Here is a 16,561-nt window from a genome sequence, read left to right as displayed (position 1 = left end):
CCGCCCATGATTTCACGAGAGGATTTGGCCGATGTCCATCGATGTAGCGACCGCCGCAAAGGTCGCCAAGCTTGCCCGTATCAAGGTTGAAGACGACGCGCTGCCTGCCCTGGCGCAGGAATTCAACGCGATCCTCGGGTTCATCGAACAGCTTGAAGAAGTGGATGTGGAGGGCGTGGAGCCCATGGTCTCGGTCACGCCGATGGCCCTGCCCCGCCGCGAAGACGTGGTGACGGATGGCAACCAGCAGGCCAAGGTTCTGGCCAACGCGCCCGACGCGCGCGAAGGCTTCTTCTCGGTCCCGAAGGTAGTTGAATAATGTCTGATTTGAATGCTTTGACCATCGCCGCCGCCCGTGACGCCCTGCGCACAGGGGAGGTCACATCGGTCGACCTGACGCAGGCATGCCTGTCCGCGATCGACGCCGCAGACGCGCTTGGGGCCTTCGCGCACAAGACGCCCGAGCTGGCGCTGGAACGTGCCGCGGCTGCCGACAAGCGGATCGCAGCGGGGGATGCCCCCGACATGTGCGGCATCCCCGTGGGCATCAAAGACTTGTTTTGCACCGAAGGCGTGCCCTCCCAGGCCGCCTCCAAGATTCTTGAAGGGTTCAAGCCGGAATACGAATCCACCGTTTCGGGCAAGTTGCGCGATGCCGGTGCGGTCATGTTGGGCAAGTTGAACATGGACGAATTCGCCATGGGCTCGTCGAACGAGACCTCGGTTTACGGCAATGCGGTGAACCCCTGGCGCGCGGGCAATTCCGACGCGGCGCTGACGCCGGGCGGGTCTTCGGGCGGCTCGGCCAGCGCTGTTGCCGCGGACTTGTGCCTTGCGGCGACCGGTACGGATACCGGCGGGTCCATTCGTCAGCCTGCGGCCTTTACCGGCACGGTCGGATTGAAGCCCACGTATGGGCGGTGCTCTCGCTGGGGGATCGTGGCCTTCGCCTCGTCCCTCGACCAGGCCGGACCAATGACCAAGACGGTGCGCGATGCGGCCATCATGGGCCGGGCGATGATGGGCCATGACGCGAAGGACAGCACCTCTGCCAACCATGGCGTGCCGGATTTCGAATCCATGCTGACCGGCAACGTCAAAGGCATCGTCATTGGCATTCCCAAAGAATACCGGATGGACGGGATGCCCGCCGAGATCGAGAAATTGTGGGCCGATGGCACCGCGATGCTGAAGGACGCAGGCGCGGAGATCCGCGATATCAGCCTGCCCCACACGAAATACGCCCTACCCGCCTACTACGTGATCGCCCCCGCCGAGGCGTCGTCGAACCTTGCGCGTTATGATGGTGTGCGCTTCGGCTACCGTGCCAAACTGGCACCGGGCGACGGCATCACCGAGATGTACGAAAAGACCCGCGCCGAAGGCTTCGGGGCCGAGGTGCAGCGCCGCGTCATGGTCGGCACTTACGTGCTATCCGCTGGCTTCTACGACGCCTATTACAACCGCGCCCGCCGCGTGCGCGCGCTGATCAAGCGCGACTTCGATGAGGTTTTCGCAGCGGGCGTCGATGCGATCTTGACACCCGCCACCCCAAGCGCGGCTTTCGAATTGGGCAAACAGGTCTCCGACCCGGTGGAAATGTACCTCAACGACGTGTTCACCGTGACGGTGAACCTTGCGGGTCTGCCGGGCGTAGCCGTGCCAACGGGGCTGGATCGCGACGGCTTGCCGTTGGGTTTGCAGCTGATCGGCAAGCCCTGGGAAGAAGGCGAACTGCTGAACACCGCCTATGCCCTGGAAACCGCTGCGGGCTTTGTGGAAAAGCCGACGCGTTGGTGGTAGGCTACGCGCCAACAACAAGATTCAAGAGGCTTGAGTGATGGTTTCCTTGCGATTTCTCGCGGTAGCGTGCGTAGCCCTTTCGGGCTGCGCCACTGTGCCCAATGACGTGTCTCCGACGCAACAGACACTGGACCAGCAGGGATTGCAGGGCCGCCAAACCGCGCTGAATGGCCAGATCTCGACAGAGGTCATCGACACGCCCTCGACCGGCGTGGGCATCGAGGCCGGGGCGACGGGGGACGTGACATTCCTCGATCCCAGTAACCTTGAGGCGATGGCCGAAGGGGCCATCGCGGAATCCGAGCAGGCCGCAGGCGGCGTGTTCGACAACTTGCAGCCGCAACAGGCAGGCGACGTTCTGCCGCCGCCGCTGATCCCACGGGTGGCCGCCTTCGCGCTACGCACCACGCACCTACCCGGCCAGCGCCAGTGGCGGCGCAATCCCCTGCGCGCCGACGGGCAAGCCATGTGCGCGCAATTCGCCAGCCGCGATGAAGCCCAAGACCGATTCCTGAGGGACGGCGGGCCGGAACGGGACCCCAACGGGCTGGACCCCGATGGCGATGGCTTTGTCTGCGGCTTCGACCCCAGCGCGCTGCGTGCCTCGGCCAATGCACCGGCCGAGACCTTCGAGGCGCTACCCGCCATTGAAGGCTAGCCCCTTGAAAAGTCAAAACTTCGGGGAGCGGCGCGACGGCCTGCGCCCTGAGTTGGTGGTGATTCATTATACAGCGATGAAGGATTGTGCAGCGGCGGCGAAAGCACTGTGCGACCCGCTGCGACAGGTCTCGGCCCATTACTTGATCGGGCGGGATGGTGAGGTGTTTAACCTTGTCCCCGAAGCGATGCGCGCGTGGCATGCGGGGGCGGGGGAATGGCGCGGGCGCGGGGATGTGAATTCCCGCTCCATCGGGATCGAGTTGGACAATGACGGCCTGTCGCCCTTTTCCGAGCCTTTGCTGACAGCTTTGGAGACGCTCCTCGGCTCGCGCCTCCTCGCGGATTGGGGAATCGGGCCGGAAGGGGTGATCGGGCACTCTGACATGGCCCCGGGGCGCAAGATCGACCCGGGACGGCGGTTCGATTGGCAAAGGTTGGCGCGGCAAGGTTTGGCCGTGTGGTCGGAGGCCACGGGCAAGGCGGTGGACGCGGCGCGATTTCGGACAGATGCCTTGGCCTTCGGGTATCCGGATGTTGAGGCGGACCTGCTGTTGGAGATCGTGCGCATGCGGTTCCGGCCTTGGGCACACGGGCCGCTCGATGGTGATGATTGCGCCGTGATGGCCGATTTGGCGGCGCGATATGGGTACGGCTCCTAATTTCCTTGACCGGGACGCGCACGCGCCGTAGCCGGGGCCTTGCGTGGAGGGCTGGATGGCCGCGCTGTCGCATCTTCGATGCGATGGCGAGGAAAGTCCGGACTCCCTGAAGAGAAGGTGCCGGGTAACGCCCGGGCGGAGCAATCCGACGGAAAGCGCCACAGAAAACAAACCGCCATGCATGTCGTGGCAAGGGTGAAACGGTGGGGTAAGAGCCCACCGGGGGGCTGGCAACAGCGCCCGCATGGCAAGCCCCACCTGGGAGCAATGCCGAATAGGGATCGCATCATGGGGCACTTCACCCCTGCGGTCCGGGTTGGCAGCTAGAGCTTGCGCGCAAGCGTCGGCCGAGAGGAATGGTCATCCAACCCGCGGGGCAACCTGCAGGGGGACAAAATCCGGCTTACAGGCCCTCCACGCATTTTTTTGCCATGATCTGACGGCAGCGCCTTGGGGCGGGCGTTGGCGTGAGTCGTATTTGGCAAGATGAACGGGGGAGAGCGTTAGCGCTTGGAGGCGAAGAAGGCACGCAGAAGGGCGGCGGATTGGTCTTCGAGAAGACCGGAGTAGACCTCAGGCGCGTGGTGGGCCTGGGGGTGCGTGAAGATCCGGGGACCGTGGCAGACGCCGCCGGATTTTGGATCCGGGGCAGCGTAGTAGAGGCGTTTGAGGCGGGCCGCCGAAATGGTGGCGGCGCAAGCGGGGCAAGGTTCCAGCGTGACCCAGAGGTCGCAGTCGGGAAGACGCTCGGATTTGAGAGCTGCGCAAGCTTCGCGGATGGCGAGGGTTTCAGCGTGGGCCGTGGGGTCGTGAAGTTCGCGCGTACGGTTGCCCGCCCGCGCGATGATCTGGCCGTTCCGGGTGATGACAGCGCCCACGGGCACCTCACCACGGGCGGCGGCAGAGCGGGCCTCGGCCAAGGCCGCGTCCATGAAAGAAGTGAATTGGCTCGTCTTTTGCGTCATGGGAGCCTTGGTTGCCGCTTTCCACGGCGCTGTCAAACTTGTAGCGAGGGGCATGGTTGATGGTGAACGAATAGCAAAGCGGCTGAGCCGCGCGGGTGTGGCATCGCGGCGCGAGGCGGAGCGGATGATCGCGGCCGGACGCGTGAGCGTCAACGGCGCGGTGATCGAGAGCCCGGCGTTGAACGTTACCGAGACGGACGTGATCCTTGTCGATGACGCCCCCCTGCCCGCGTTGGAACGCCCACGTCTGTGGATGTATCACAAGCCCACGGGGCTGGTGACAAGCAATTCCGACGAGAAGGGCCGCGAGACGGTGTTCGACAAGCTGCCGGACGGGTTGCCGCGGGTGATGTCGGTGGGGCGGCTGGACATGAACTCGGAAGGGTTGCTGCTGCTGACCAACGACGGCGGGGTGAAACGGCAGTTGGAACTGCCCTCCACCGGCTGGCTCCGGAAGTATCGCGTCCGGATGAAGGGCAATCCGAAGGACGAGGATTTCGCCCCCCTGCGGCGCGGGATCGTGGCCGAGGGTGAGCGGTTTCAACCCATGGAGGTGTCACTCGATCGGGTGCAGGGAGCCAACGCCTGGATCACCGTGGGCCTGCGAGAGGGCAAGAACCGAGAGATCCGGCGCGCCATGGCCGAGTTGGGGTTTGAGGTGAACCGCTTGATCCGCGTGTCCTACGGCCCGTTCCGCCTGGGAGAGTTGAAGGCGGGCGAGGTCGAAGAGATCAAGAGCCGCGTCTTACGGGACCAACTGGGACTGGACGCCGCAACCGAAGGCCATGCGGAAGCAAAGCCCAAGCCTGCTTTCAAGGGCAAGCGCCGGAAGGCACCGCCAAAAGGCGCCGCGCCAGGGGGCGCCCACCGGGTAGGGTCCCGTTCGGAGGGCGGAAAGCCGAAAGCCGCAAAAGCTGGCCGCGCTGACCTCGGCGGGCGCGGGGCCGGAAAACGCGGGGGCAGTTCATCTAAGACGGATCGCCCGGGCTCTGGTCGTCCTCCCCGTCGGGGAGGCTGAACCGCTCGATCAATGGGGCCTGCGACATGAAGACGACAAACAGGAACGCCGGAAGCGCGAAGGTCTCGAACGTGACCCAGAATTGATCCGATTGTGTGCGCCAGACGATTTCGTTGGTGACGCCCATGGCGACAAAGGCCAGTGCAAGGCGTTTCGTCATGATCATCCAGCCCTCGTCCGCCATCGGCAGGCGGTCACCCATCAGGAATTTCAGGTAGGATTGGCCGCGCAACAAGCCGATTCCCAGGGCACCCGCGAAGAAGGCGTAGACGATGGTGGTCTTCATCTTGAAGAACCGATCGTCGTTAAACCAGATCGTGAGTGCGCCAAAGAAGACCACAAGGATCGCGGTGAAGACCTGAATCCGTGAGATGACACCCGTAAGCTTCCACAGGATCGCGGTTGAGGCCAGCAGGATCGGCACGAAGATGGCCGTGGCGAGTATGAAGCCGTCATAGTCGGTGCCCGCCACAGTGACGGTTTTGTCCTGCAAGCGCAGGTACGCGATGAAAAACAGTAGGGGCGGGCCCAGTTCCAAGCCGTTTTTCAGCCAGGGGTTGATCTGTTTTTCAGCCATTGAGCACTCCTATCCTCCGGCTTCAACTATCACCGCGCCCGCCGCGATCAAAGCCATCAAAGCGGCGCGGACGGGACCAACGGGTTCGCGCAGGAAGAGCCAGCCAATCAGCGCCGCGAAAACCGTTGAGGTTTCGCGCAGAACCGCCGCCTCGCCCACTTGGTCAAGGCGCGTGGCAAGCATGATAGAGCCGAAGGAGGCGAAAGCGATAAAGCCCCCCGCGATGCCCCTGAGTGCCAAGGGGCCAAGGGTGGGTTTGGTGGGCAGGCGCAGGTAGAAGCGCGTGGCGAGAACGGGGAAAAGCAGGCCGTCGATGAAGAAAAACCATGCGAGGAAGGTGAAGGGGTCAGCCGTCGCACGGATCCCGTAGGCGTCGTAGGTGGTGTAGAGCGCGACGAACACGCCCGTCAGCACCGCGAAGAGCAGCGCGTTGACAAGCGTATCGCGGGCAACCGTGACGCGGGCCATGTTGTAGGCCGCAAGCCCGTAAAGCCCTGCGAGAAGGACAACGACGCCAAACCATTGGGTGCCGCTGAAGGTCTCATCAAAAATCAGCCAAGCTCCGATAACGGTGAAGAGTGGCCCGGTGCCGCGCATCACCGGGTAGACGACGGTGAAGGCACCACGACGGAATGCGGCCAGGACGGCGAATTTGTAGAAGCTGTGAATGATGAACGCGCCCGCGAAGATCGGCCACATATGCGGTTCGGGCCAAGGGACAACGAAAAGCGCGATCGGCGCGGCCATCAGGCCGTAACTGGCATCAATGGCACCGCGCGCCAACATGGGGTCGTGTCGGCCCTTTTGCAGGGCACCGAACACGGCGTGCAAGACAGCGGCTGTCAGCGCGAGGATCAAGGCAACCGTGGCGCCCTGCTCTGTGCCCTCGATGCTTTGAAGCCAAGCGCCCACTTAGTTCAGCGAATCCCAGGACGCGTCGATCGTCAACGTATCCGGCACGGCCGTGGCGAAGGGGACGCCCGTTCGCAAATCAATGGCAATGCGCTCCAGCGAGATCGGCGCATCATTGGTCAAGCCGAGGCCAAGATTGCCACGCGGTGTGGGCAGGCTTCGAAGAAAGTCGACCATGGCAAAACGCGCCTCTGCAGACACCAGCCGCGGCGGCGCATAGACCAGCAGACCATCGGCCATTGCCGCCAGAACCGCCATGGAGTCGGGCGACAGGTCATTTCCGTTTTGCACGATCGGCGGCGCAATCGCCTGTTCAAACAGGCCGTTAAATTCCACGTCCAGCGCCAGCTCGGTTATCCCGAAATCCGGCGTTGGCGTGTTATGAGCCTGCCATCCAACCGCGCGCCCATCGAGGGTCACGGTTACGATATTGCGATCCCCCAGATCAATGCGCAGGGGCAGGATTTGAAGCCGTTGCGTGGCCTCGCGCCACGTCGCGCTCAGAGCAATGCTTTCGGCACGGACATCGCGCAGCCACGACAGATCGTCGGGGATGGGACGGTCGGGGTCCACGGCAAGCCCGTCGATCCGAATATCCAAGGTGGCGGGCAACACAACATCACCCCGCACCCATTCCGTCAGGCCGCGACCGGAATATTCCAGCTGCGCCGCACGGTAGCTGACACCCAGGGCCTCGACATAGATCTCCAGATCACTCACCCGGCACCCATTCAGGCCGCTGGTCGCCACAGAACTCGCGCTTTGTGTCACCTCAATGCCGAACTCGGCGTCCAGAACCGTTGTCATCTGTTCCTCAACCGCGCCACAATCGGCGAAGGTCAGCACCTGGGCCTGCGCCGTGGTCGCCCCAGTCAGCAGGCTACACACAGCAAGGGTCTTGAGGCAGTTCTGCAGCATCATAGGCTCCGGTATGTTATCCACACGCCCTGTGGGCAAAAGTCAGGAACGGTCAAGCCCCACAAGGGCATCAGCAAATTCTTCCGGGTCAAATGGCTGCAAATCATCAATCTGCTCTCCGACGCCAATAGCATGTATGGGCAAGCCGAACTTGTCCGCCAGAGCCACCAGGACACCACCCTTTGCGGTGCCGTCCAGCTTGGTCATCACAAGCCCCGAAACGTCGGCCATCTGGCCAAACAGCTCCACCTGACGCAGGGCATTCTGGCCGGTGGTCGCATCCAGCACCAGCAGCGTGTTGTGCGGCGCGTCGGGGTCTTTCTTGCGGATGACACGCACGATCTTGGCCAGCTCTTCCATCAGATCGGTGCGGTTTTGCAATCGGCCTGCGGTGTCAATCATCAGCAGATCTGCCCCGTCGGCCTCGGCCTTGACCATCGCGTCATAGGCCAGCGCGGCAGGGTCCGAGCCTTCGGGCGCGGTCAGCACGGGCACGCCTGCACGCTCCCCCCAGACCTGAAGCTGTTCCACCGCGGCGGCACGGAAAGTATCGCCAGCCGCGATCACAACCTTCTTGCCGGCGGCGCGGAACTGGCTGGAGAGCTTACCGATCGTCGTCGTCTTGCCCGAGCCATTCACGCCAACCACAAGCACCACTTGGGGCGTCTTGGGGTAGATCGGCAGGGGGCGGGCGACGGGTTCCATCACGCGGGTGATCTCGGCCGACAGCAGTTCCTTGATCTCGGTCGCGGACAGCAATTTGCCATAGCGCCCCTCGGCCATGTTGGCGGTGACGCGCAAGGCAATGTCGACGCCCATGTCCGAGGCGATTAGCAGCTCTTCAAGCTGCTCCAGCATGTCATCGTCCAGAGCACGCTTGGGCTCGACCGTGCGGCCCAGAAGGCGGCCCAAAAGGCCGGGCTTTGCACGGGACCGGGTCTCAGGAGCCTCGGGTTCGATCTCTGGCGTAGGGGTCGGCTCTGGGTCCGGCGCAGGCTCTGGGTCCGACCCGGGCTCAGGGTCCGGGATAGGCTCAGGGGTAGGCTCCGGTTCGGGCGTGGACTCAGGGGTCGGCTCCGTTTCAGGGGCAGGTGTCGGTACAATCTCCGGCGTGGGCGCGGGGGTCGGCACCTCGACCTCGCGGGCGGGGACGGGCATTTCGACATCGGGCGCAGGCACAGGCATCTCGACGTCAGGCACAGGTGCAGGCATTTCGACATCCGGCGCAGGCGCGGGCATTTCGACGTCAGGCGCAGGCGCCGGGACTTCAGGCGGCGTGTCCTGCTCATCTCCGGCCGCCACGGCGCCCTCTTCGATGATCGCATCCAGCCCCTCGTCCAGTTTCGACGAGGATTTGAACATCCGTTCCTTCATTTTGCGGAAAAAGGACATGGGCACCCTATGTTTTGCCTTGCAAGTCCCACCTAATACTCAACGGCGCGCTTGGAAAGGCCGTCCGCGTGCGCCATTGTTTCGCCAGATTGCCGTGCTAGGCCCGACGCGACCCGAAATCGACCAGAGGACGCCTGACCCAATGCCTGTCATCGCCCGTTACGCCGCGATCACATTGCCCCCGATGTTCCTGCTTTTGTTGGCAGGTACCGCTTGGGGCGGCTTCGCGTGGATTGCCTTTTTATGGTTAACCGTTGTCACCGCCGTCGCCGACCGCCTGCTAACGCCGCCCAAGGCCACTCCTGCGGAAGAAGAGACTGTGCCGTGGTCAGACGTCTTGTCGGTGGGCCTCGCCTTCGGGCACGTGCTGGTGCTTTTGTCGACGGCCTCGGCGCTGACGTCGGGCGCGTTGACCTTTTGGCAATCCGTCGCGCTGTTTTTCGCCACGGCCTCTTTCTTCGGCCAGGTCAGCCATCCCAATGCTCATGAGTTGATCCACCGTGTGCCCATCGGGCTGCGGGCGCTTGGCGCGGCCGTCTATACCTCTGTGGGCTTCGGCCACCACGTCTCGGCCCACCGTCTTGTGCACCACCGCCACGTGGGCACCGAGGCCGATCCCAACACCCCCCGGCCCGGCGAAAGCTTCTGGGAGTACCTGCCCCGCGCCTGGCGCGGCTCGTTCGAGGCAGGCGCGGAATGCGAGGTCGACCGGTTGGAGCGTAAAGGCCGCGGCGCCAACCACATCACCAATCCCTATTGGGTCTGGCTTGGTGGCGCAGGCCTTACCCTGGTGATCGTGACGCTGATGACCGGCGTTGGCGGCGCGCTGGTGCTGGTGGGCCTCTCGGCGCTGACAGGTGCGCAGATCCTGATGTCGGACTACGTGCAGCACTATGGGCTGCAACGTCTCATCTTGCCCAATGGCCGGTACGAGCCCGTGGCCGCCCATCACAGCTGGAACGCGCCCAAGGGCTTCTCCACATACCTGATGATGAACGCCCCCGCCCATTCGGAACACCACATGCACCCCGACCGCCCCTATGAACGGCTCAACCCCGAGGCCGAGGTCCCCACCCTACCCTTTTCGATGCCCGTCATGGCGATGATCGCCATGCTTCCCGGCATCTGGTCACGGATGATGGACCGGCGCGCACTGAAGGTGATGGAGGCGGCGGAAGCGATGCACATCGCGGCCCTCACACCGGCCCCGGACCCCGCCCCTGCGACGGACCCCGCCCCTGCGACGGACCCCGCCCCTGCGACGGCTCCCTCCCCTATTCACCCTAACGAATTGCGCGATCAGATGGCGGCTGCACAATCCAGCCCCAAGGCTCCCACCACGCCCATGGCAGCGAGGGCACCTGCGCCCACCGTGTCGCCCAAGGTGGACGACGAAGATCAGGACCTGCTCCAAAAGATCCGCGCCGCAACGCAATAACGCGGGCGGGCAGCGCTCGGCGGCTCCTTCATCTTGCCAGATACAACTCCGGGGGGGGCGCTCCTGAAGGAGCGCGTGGGGGGCTGGCCCCCCTTGCGTCCTAACCGTTCAGCACAACGCCCCGACGGCCCGCCAAGTCGGTGAAGTATTGCCACGCCACCCGGCCTGAACGCGACCCGCGTGTCGCTTGCCATTCCACGGCTTCGGCGCGCATTTCCGCGTCGGAAATCGCCACGCCGTAAGCGTCGCAGTAACCTCGGATCATCGACAGGTAAGCGTCCTGGTCGCAGGTGTGAAACCCAAGCCATAGGCCGAAACGGTCGGACAGGGACACTTTTTCTTCCACCGCCTCAGCCGGATTGATGGCCGAGCCGCGCTCGTTCTCGATCATGTCACGCGGCATCAAGTGGCGTCGGTTCGACGTTGCATAGAACACCACGTTGTCGGGCCGCCCCGTCACGCCGCCATCCAGCACCGCTTTCAAGGATTTGTAATGTTGGTCATCGTGGCTGAACGACAAGTCGTCGCAATACAGGATCACCCGCGCATCGATACCGCGCAGAAGCGCCAGTAGCCGCCCGACAGAGGGCAGATCCTCGCGCTGAATCTCCACCAGTTTCAGGCCGGTCTCTTCCTCGGAAATCGCGCCGTGCACCGCCTTGACCAGCGAGGATTTCCCCATGCCCCGCGCGCCCCAGAGAAGCGCGTTATTGGCCGGCAATCCACGCGCAAACTGGCGCGTGTTGGCCATCAGCGTATCGCGGGCGCGGTCGATGCCGTGCAACAGGCCAAGGTCTACGCGGTTAACGTTGGCCACCGGCTCCAACGCATCGGGATTGGCATGCCAGACGAAAGCCTCGGCTGCGGCCAGATCGGGCACTATTGCAGGGGGCGGGCGCAGACGCTCCAACGCGTCGGCGATCCGGGTCAGAATCTCGTCAGACACGGGTTAGAGTTCCTCTCCTTCGTCGAGGATCCCCTCCGCGCGCAACCTCTTGTTGCGGGAATGCTCGACCCAACGCACCAGTTGGATGGAGATCTCATACAAACCATAGACAACCGTAAACAGGATCACCTGGGTGATCACGTCCGGCGGTGTCACCAGGGCGGCGAGCGTCAGGATACCGACGACGGCCCATTTTCGCACATCCGCCAGCCCCTGTGCGGATACAAGGCCCGCCTTGCCCATCAGGGTCAACAGCACCGGAAGCTGGAAGCAGAGGCCGAAAGCGAAGATGAATTTCAGCGCCAGATCCAGGGATTCCTTGACCGAGCCAAGGAAGATCGTCTGCAACTCACCGTCGTTGTCGGGGTTCTCAAACGTGCCATCGCCCGCAATCAGGTTGGCCAGGGCCGGGATCGCATCGGAAAAGCCGATGAAGAAGTTCATCGCCAGCGGCGTGACGACATAATGCGCAAAGGCCGCGCCGATGGTGAACAGTACCGGAGACGCCACAAGGAAGGGCAGGATCGCGCCTTTCTCAGACTTGTAGAGGCCCGGCGCCACGAAGCGCCACAGCTGATGCGCAATGACCGGAAAAGAGACCGCGAAACCCATGATGATGGAGATGCGGATCAACACGAAAAACTTCTCTTGCGGCGCGGTGAAGATCAGGCGCGCGTCCTCACCGCGCGCACGCAGCACGTCGGCAAGGGGTTGCGACACGAAGTTGAGGATCGGCTCGGCCACGGTGAACATCAAGATGATGCCCACAACGAAGGCCAGCACGGAACGGATCAGCCGCGTGCGAAGTTCGGCCAGATGCTCGACAAGGGGGGCGGCGCTGCCTTCCAGTTCTTCTTCCTCGGTCTCATTGGAGCCGATCTGGGCCTGCGCATCGGTCTGGGTCATGGGCGGCTTGCCTGCGGCTCGGCCTTTGCGGGCGCTTCAACGTCCGCCGGGCCGGGATCTGTGGTGACGGGATCTGCTGCGGCGGCAGGGGCCTCGGCTGTGGCGGGAGCCTCTTCCGGCTCACCGCTCAACTCGGCTGCCTCCGCCGCTTTCGCGGCACGGGCTTCACGGGCCTTGGCGGCAAGGGCTTTCGCCTCGGCCTGAGCGGTGGCTTTCTTCTCGGCGATCACGCGCGTGGCCGAGCCCTCTTCGTACTTCGATGGATCGATGTCATCCATGACATCGCCCATCATGTCTTTCGCCATCGCCTTGGGGTTGGTGAACTTCGAGGCCGCGCGCAAATCACGGGACATCTCGGTCATGCCGGTCTCGTCGGCGGCGGCGTTCATCGCATTGGTGAACTCCCGCCCCATGGCACGCACACGGGCGACCATCTGTCCAAGTTTCTTGAACATTGCGGGCAGGTCTTTCGGGCCCACGACGATCAACGCCACGATCCCGATAACCAATAGCTCCATTCCGCCGATGTCAGGCATACGCCGTTAACCCCTTTGCCGTCATGTTAGGGTTCAAGGGCCCGATTACGCGTTGTCGCGGTCAGCGCGCTCTTCCGGCGTGACGTCGCGCGCGGTGGCGACATCTGCCGTGGTCGACGAATCTTCAAGCTCGCGGTCAGGCGATTTCACGCCGTCCTTGAACGCGGTGATGCCTTTGCCGACTTCGCCCATGAGACCGGCGATCTTGCCCCGGCCAAACAGCACAAGCACGACGACGGCGATCAGGATAAGACCGGCGGGTCCGATGTTGTTGAGCATGATTTTCTCCCTAATTCAGGCGCGAGGACGCCCGATGATCCGTAAAGCTGGTGCATAGGTATGATCTTGCAGCGCCAGATCAAAGCCCAAAAACGTAAATCCTTGGCGTTCCTCGCAGGTTTGCGCCTGTCCTGGCCCCAGTTTGCGGCGTCAGGGCCGGTTTGGGAAGACGAAACAGCGGTCGCGCCGGATCGTCAGCCACAGCGGCGTGCCCGGTTTGGGCAGGAAAACGGCAGGAACAGTGACCTTCACGATGCCCCCATCGAAGTCCATCCGGAACTCCACAAGGCTCTCGTGCCCCATGAACCGCGCGCGCTTGACGTGGCCAAGCGCGGGCACACCGTCCTGGGGCGTGGGGTTAGGGCCGCGCCCGCCGCGATCGAAGTCGATCTTGACGTGCTGCGGGCGAAAGACGATGTCGACCAGGCCGCCGTCGGGCACGCCGGGCGCAAGGAACTGACCGAAAGGTGTTTCGATCAGGGCACCGTGAACTTCACCCGATATAACGTTGATATCGCTGAAAAAGGCTGCGGCATCCTTGTCACAGGGGCTGGTATAGATGTTGTAGGGCGCGCCCGTCTGGACCACGCCACCGTCGCGCATCAGCGCGATCTGGTCGGCCATGCGCATCGCCTCTTCCGGCTCGTGCGTCACAAGGACGACGGCGGTGCCTTCCTCTTTCAAAAGCGCCAGCGTCTCGTCCCGAATGCCATCGCGCAATCGGTTGTCGAGGCCCGAGAACGGCTCGTCCATCAGCATAATGCGCGGACGCGGCGCAAGCGCGCGGGCCAGCGCCACGCGCTGCTGCTCGCCACCCGACAGCATGTGCGGCGCCGTGTCACCGTAGCCCTGCAAATCGACGCGCTCCAGCAATTCATCCACCCGCGCGCGATTCTGGGCGGCGGTCCCACGCAAGCCGAAGGCGATGTTCTGGGCGACGCTCAGGTGCGGAAACAGCGCGAAATCCTGAAAGATCAGGCCGATTCCCCGGGCCTCCGGCGGCAGATGGGTGGTCGCATCTGACAACACCTCGCCATCGGCGCGAATGATGCCCCGGCTGGGACGTTCGATGCCCGCGATCATGCGCAAGGTGGTGGATTTGCCGCAGCCCGAGGGGCCCAGCAGGCACAACACCTCACCGGCGCGCACCGTCAGATCGATACCGCAGACGACTTCGCGGCCCTCGAAGTGACAGCAAACATGCTCCATCTGAAGACGCGGGGCGGACATTCACATATTTCCGATTGTTTCGCTCGGGAACGGGAGGTAACAGGTTCCCCCCCGCTCGCCAAGGACCGTTAGATCGTCTTGTCGCAATCGTCGCGCCTAAATGGTGGCATTCGTCCCGCCGCCGTCGCACAGGATGTTCTGCCCCACGATGAACCCCGCATGTTCCGAGCACAGGAACGCGCACATCGCGCCGAACTCGGCCCTTGTCCCATAACGCCGCGCGGGGATGGTCAACTCGCGCCGGGCCTTGGCCTCTTCCACGGTGATTCCCTCTTTCTGAGAGACCCCGCCATCAAGTTGGATCGCCCGGTCCGTGGCGTGGATACCCGGCAGCATGTTGTTGACGTTCACGCCGAAGGGCGCCACCTGCCGCGAGGTTCCCGCAACATAACCGGTCAGGCCGGTGCGGGCGGCATTCGACAGGCCCAACGCGGGGATCGGCGCCTTCACCGATTGCGAGGTGATGTTGACGACGCGGCCCCAGCCCTTGTCGATCATCGCAGGCATCAGGGCCGTCATCAGCGCGATGGGTGTCAGCATGTTGGCGTCCAGCGCAGCGATGAAATCATCGCGCGTCCAGTCCGACCACATGCCCGGCGGGGGGCCGCCCGCGTTGGTGACCAGGATGTCGACATCACCCGCTGCTTGCAGCACCCGCGCGCGGCCGTCCTCGGACGTAATATCGGCCGCCACCGCCGTCACCGACACGCCGTAGGTGTCGCGGATCGCCTGCGCCGTTTCCTCCAACGCCTCTGCCCCGCGGGCGTTCAACACCAGGTCCACGCCTGCTTCGGCCAGCGCCTCGGCACAGCCGCGGCCCAAGCCTTTCGACGATGCACATACCAATGCCCGTCGGCCCTTGATCCCCAGATCCATCCGCATCTCCTCTTGAAACCTTCGTTCTGCCCTGACTAACAGCCGCCCCGCCCCGCCACCAGTCTTGACCACCCCGCGCGGCCCTTGTCTAAGCGGGGGGCACCCCCACGAAGGACCTTTGCCCCGTGTCAGCCCACCCACCTCTGTTCCGGTTTCAGACCTATCCCGCGCAAGCCCTGCGCGTGGTTTCGGGCGCCAACATCGGCGATGGGATCGGGCTGGAGGACGATGCCCTGCCCGGCGATATCTATCGCCTCGCCACCGGCCATCAGACCAAGCGGCTGGCAATTTCCGATGCCGACGAAGGGGGGCAGCACCGCGTCGCCGACGGATCCGATGTGGGCACCGCTGGAGACGCCCTGGCGATTTCCGCCTGCCACATGCTGATGGGCCCCTCGGGCGAGGTGGTGGAGGTGCTGATCCTGACGCATCAGTCGGGCACCGGCGAACACTTGCATATCCTGCCCCTCTCCACCTTGAAGGAGGACACGGAGTACGAGCTTGTCGGCACCGAAGTCGCCAGCGCGCCCGAGCGGTTTGCCGATATCGCCAGTGTCAGTTTCCTTTCCGGCACCCATCTGACGCTTGCCAGTGGCAAACAGGTCCCGGTGGAGCATCTGAATGTGGGCGACGTGCTTCTGACCCGCGAAAACGGGCCGCAGCCTGTGCGTTGGATCGGTTTCCAGACCCGCCGCGCCATAGGCGCCGCTGCCCCCGTTCGGATCACCGAGGGCACGCTCAACACCTCACGCGATCTGCGCCTGTCGCCGCAGCACCGCCTGTTCATCTGGCAACGCCGGGATGAGTTGGGCACCGGCCGGGCCGAGATCTTGGTCAAGGCCGAACTGCTGGTCAACGGTGATACCGTGGTGCGCGAAGAGGGCGGCCATATCGACAGCTACCAGATCATTTTCGACGGCCATGAGATCATCTATGCCGAGGGCATTGCCGTGGAATCCCTGCTGGTCACGGGCCAGACGCGGGCTTTGTTGCCGCAAGACCTTGCTCTTACCGGGTCCGCGGGTGCTGCTGCCAGCGCTGCCGCGATGGAACTTGGCGACGATGCAGGCGATGATGTGGTAGAGCGGCTCTCGCGCGCCTCGAAGGGAGAGGCGGAGGGTTAGACCCACGGCCCCGCCCCCGTGACTTTGTCAAACTGACAGGACGCTTTGAGCCTTGAACAGGTTTAAAAAGGGGCCTCCCGGATATCCAGTTCCGGAGGCCACTTTCAGCGTGATGTTTCCCTTGTGGCAGCGGCGTCCATGCCCCCGGATCAGCCGCGATCCGGGCGGCTTAGCCGGTCAAGCGCGGCGGTGCCTTCTCACGAAGCCCGCTGCGGCAAGCGCGCTGAAAAAAAGCGCCCGTGCGCCTGCTAGCGCCAAGAGTGATGTTCACATTTTCCATCGATTTCAAAAAAGCCGTCACAAACGTACCGACGCATGACAT

At 63.8% G+C, this 16,561-nt stretch carries 18 protein-coding genes and 1 other RNA gene; 8 read left to right on the top strand and 11 right to left on the bottom strand.

The annotated features are described in order from the left end of the window. Positions 1-31: 31 nt before the first annotated feature. The 5 genes from gatC to rnpB all read left to right on the top strand — a co-directional run bounded on the left by gatC (position 32) and on the right by rnpB (position 3,544). The gene (gene gatC / locus KUL25_RS21120; protein ID WP_068362421.1) at positions 32-319 is read left to right on the top strand and encodes an Asp-tRNA(Asn)/Glu-tRNA(Gln) amidotransferase subunit GatC; all 288 of its coding nucleotides are present in this window, start codon (positions 32-34) and stop codon (positions 317-319) included. Further along, entirely contained in the window at positions 319-1,803 is a 1,485-nt protein-coding gene (gatA, locus tag KUL25_RS21115) for an Asp-tRNA(Asn)/Glu-tRNA(Gln) amidotransferase subunit GatA (RefSeq protein WP_257894693.1), read from the top strand. The genes gatC and gatA overlap by 1 nt, the downstream gene beginning before the upstream one ends. A 106-nt stretch (positions 1,804-1,909) precedes the next feature. Beyond that, complete coding sequence (locus KUL25_RS21110) at positions 1,910-2,461, top strand: hypothetical protein (RefSeq protein ID WP_257894692.1); 552 nt, start codon at positions 1,910-1,912, stop codon at positions 2,459-2,461. After that, complete coding sequence (locus tag KUL25_RS21105) at positions 2,415-3,122, top strand: N-acetylmuramoyl-L-alanine amidase (RefSeq protein WP_257894691.1); 708 nt, start codon at positions 2,415-2,417, stop codon at positions 3,120-3,122. The genes KUL25_RS21110 and KUL25_RS21105 overlap by 47 nt, the downstream gene beginning before the upstream one ends. 43 nt (positions 3,123-3,165) lie before the next feature. Beyond that, positions 3,166-3,544: RNase P RNA component class A (gene rnpB / locus KUL25_RS21100), an RNA gene on the top strand. A gap of 81 nt (positions 3,545-3,625) precedes the next feature. On the opposite strand, the gene KUL25_RS21095 is transcribed toward rnpB, so the two are convergent. Beyond that, positions 3,626-4,087, bottom strand: a complete 462-nt coding sequence (locus KUL25_RS21095) for a nucleoside deaminase (RefSeq protein ID WP_257894690.1) — start codon at positions 4,085-4,087, stop codon at positions 3,626-3,628. A gap of 52 nt (positions 4,088-4,139) precedes the next feature. Between KUL25_RS21095 and KUL25_RS21090 the strand changes: the two genes are divergently transcribed. Then, positions 4,140-5,105, top strand: coding sequence for a pseudouridine synthase (locus KUL25_RS21090; protein ID WP_257894689.1), 966 nt, complete (start codon positions 4,140-4,142; stop codon positions 5,103-5,105). Here KUL25_RS21090 and KUL25_RS21085 read toward each other — a convergent pair. From KUL25_RS21085 to ftsY, 4 genes are read right to left on the bottom strand one after another with little or no spacing between them, the layout of a single operon-like run. Continuing rightward, positions 5,056-5,682, bottom strand: coding sequence for an inner membrane-spanning protein YciB (locus KUL25_RS21085; RefSeq protein ID WP_068362399.1), 627 nt, complete (start codon positions 5,680-5,682; stop codon positions 5,056-5,058). The genes KUL25_RS21090 and KUL25_RS21085 overlap by 50 nt on opposite strands. A gap of 9 nt (positions 5,683-5,691) precedes the next feature. Continuing rightward, positions 5,692-6,594, bottom strand: coding sequence for a DMT family transporter (locus tag KUL25_RS21080; RefSeq protein WP_257894688.1), 903 nt, complete (start codon positions 6,592-6,594; stop codon positions 5,692-5,694). Then, positions 6,595-7,515 (bottom strand): hypothetical protein, encoded by a 921-nt coding sequence (locus KUL25_RS21075; protein WP_257894687.1) that lies wholly within the window; start codon positions 7,513-7,515, stop codon positions 6,595-6,597. It abuts the gene before it with no gap. A 39-nt stretch (positions 7,516-7,554) separates the two neighbouring features. Continuing rightward, entirely contained in the window at positions 7,555-8,904 is a 1,350-nt protein-coding gene (ftsY, locus tag KUL25_RS21070) for a signal recognition particle-docking protein FtsY (RefSeq protein ID WP_257894686.1), read from the bottom strand. A 142-nt stretch (positions 8,905-9,046) separates the two neighbouring features. Here ftsY and KUL25_RS21065 point away from each other — a divergent pair, with 142 nt between their 5' ends. Next, positions 9,047-10,342 (top strand): alkane 1-monooxygenase, encoded by a 1,296-nt coding sequence (locus tag KUL25_RS21065; RefSeq protein WP_257894685.1) that lies wholly within the window; start codon positions 9,047-9,049, stop codon positions 10,340-10,342. 100 nt (positions 10,343-10,442) lie between these two features. Here KUL25_RS21065 and KUL25_RS21060 read toward each other — a convergent pair whose 3' ends face one another. The 6 genes from KUL25_RS21060 to KUL25_RS21035 form a co-directional block, all read right to left on the bottom strand. Beyond that, positions 10,443-11,288, bottom strand: coding sequence for an ATP-binding protein (locus KUL25_RS21060; RefSeq protein WP_257894684.1), 846 nt, complete (start codon positions 11,286-11,288; stop codon positions 10,443-10,445). 3 nt (positions 11,289-11,291) lie between these two features. Beyond that, the gene (gene tatC, locus KUL25_RS21055; protein ID WP_068360149.1) at positions 11,292-12,194 is read right to left on the bottom strand and encodes a twin-arginine translocase subunit TatC; all 903 of its coding nucleotides are present in this window, start codon (positions 12,192-12,194) and stop codon (positions 11,292-11,294) included. Further along, a complete protein-coding gene (gene tatB, locus KUL25_RS21050) occupies positions 12,191-12,730 on the bottom strand; it encodes a Sec-independent protein translocase protein TatB (RefSeq protein ID WP_257894683.1) in 540 nt (179 codons plus the stop codon). The genes tatC and tatB overlap by 4 nt, the downstream gene beginning before the upstream one ends. A 45-nt stretch (positions 12,731-12,775) precedes the next feature. After that, entirely contained in the window at positions 12,776-13,009 is a 234-nt protein-coding gene (locus tag KUL25_RS21045; RefSeq protein ID WP_257894682.1) for a twin-arginine translocase TatA/TatE family subunit, read from the bottom strand. A 150-nt stretch (positions 13,010-13,159) separates the two neighbouring features. Next, complete coding sequence (locus tag KUL25_RS21040) at positions 13,160-14,239, bottom strand: ABC transporter ATP-binding protein (protein WP_257894681.1); 1,080 nt, start codon at positions 14,237-14,239, stop codon at positions 13,160-13,162. A 96-nt stretch (positions 14,240-14,335) separates the two neighbouring features. Then, a complete protein-coding gene (locus tag KUL25_RS21035; protein ID WP_257894680.1) occupies positions 14,336-15,115 on the bottom strand; it encodes an SDR family oxidoreductase in 780 nt (259 codons plus the stop codon). 125 nt (positions 15,116-15,240) lie between these two features. On the opposite strand from KUL25_RS21035, the gene KUL25_RS21030 reads away from it, so the two are divergent. Further along, positions 15,241-16,239: a Hint domain-containing protein gene (locus KUL25_RS21030; RefSeq protein ID WP_257894679.1), complete on the top strand. Its 999-nt coding sequence runs from the start codon at positions 15,241-15,243 to the stop codon at positions 16,237-16,239. Positions 16,240-16,561: the final 322 nt, after the last annotated feature.

This window comes from Gymnodinialimonas phycosphaerae (genome assembly GCF_019195455.1).
Taxonomy (GTDB): Bacteria; Pseudomonadota; Alphaproteobacteria; order Rhodobacterales; family Rhodobacteraceae; genus Gymnodinialimonas; species Gymnodinialimonas phycosphaerae.
Note: the sequence above shows the minus strand (reverse complement) of the source record. Positions and strands in the feature narration are given on the sequence as shown.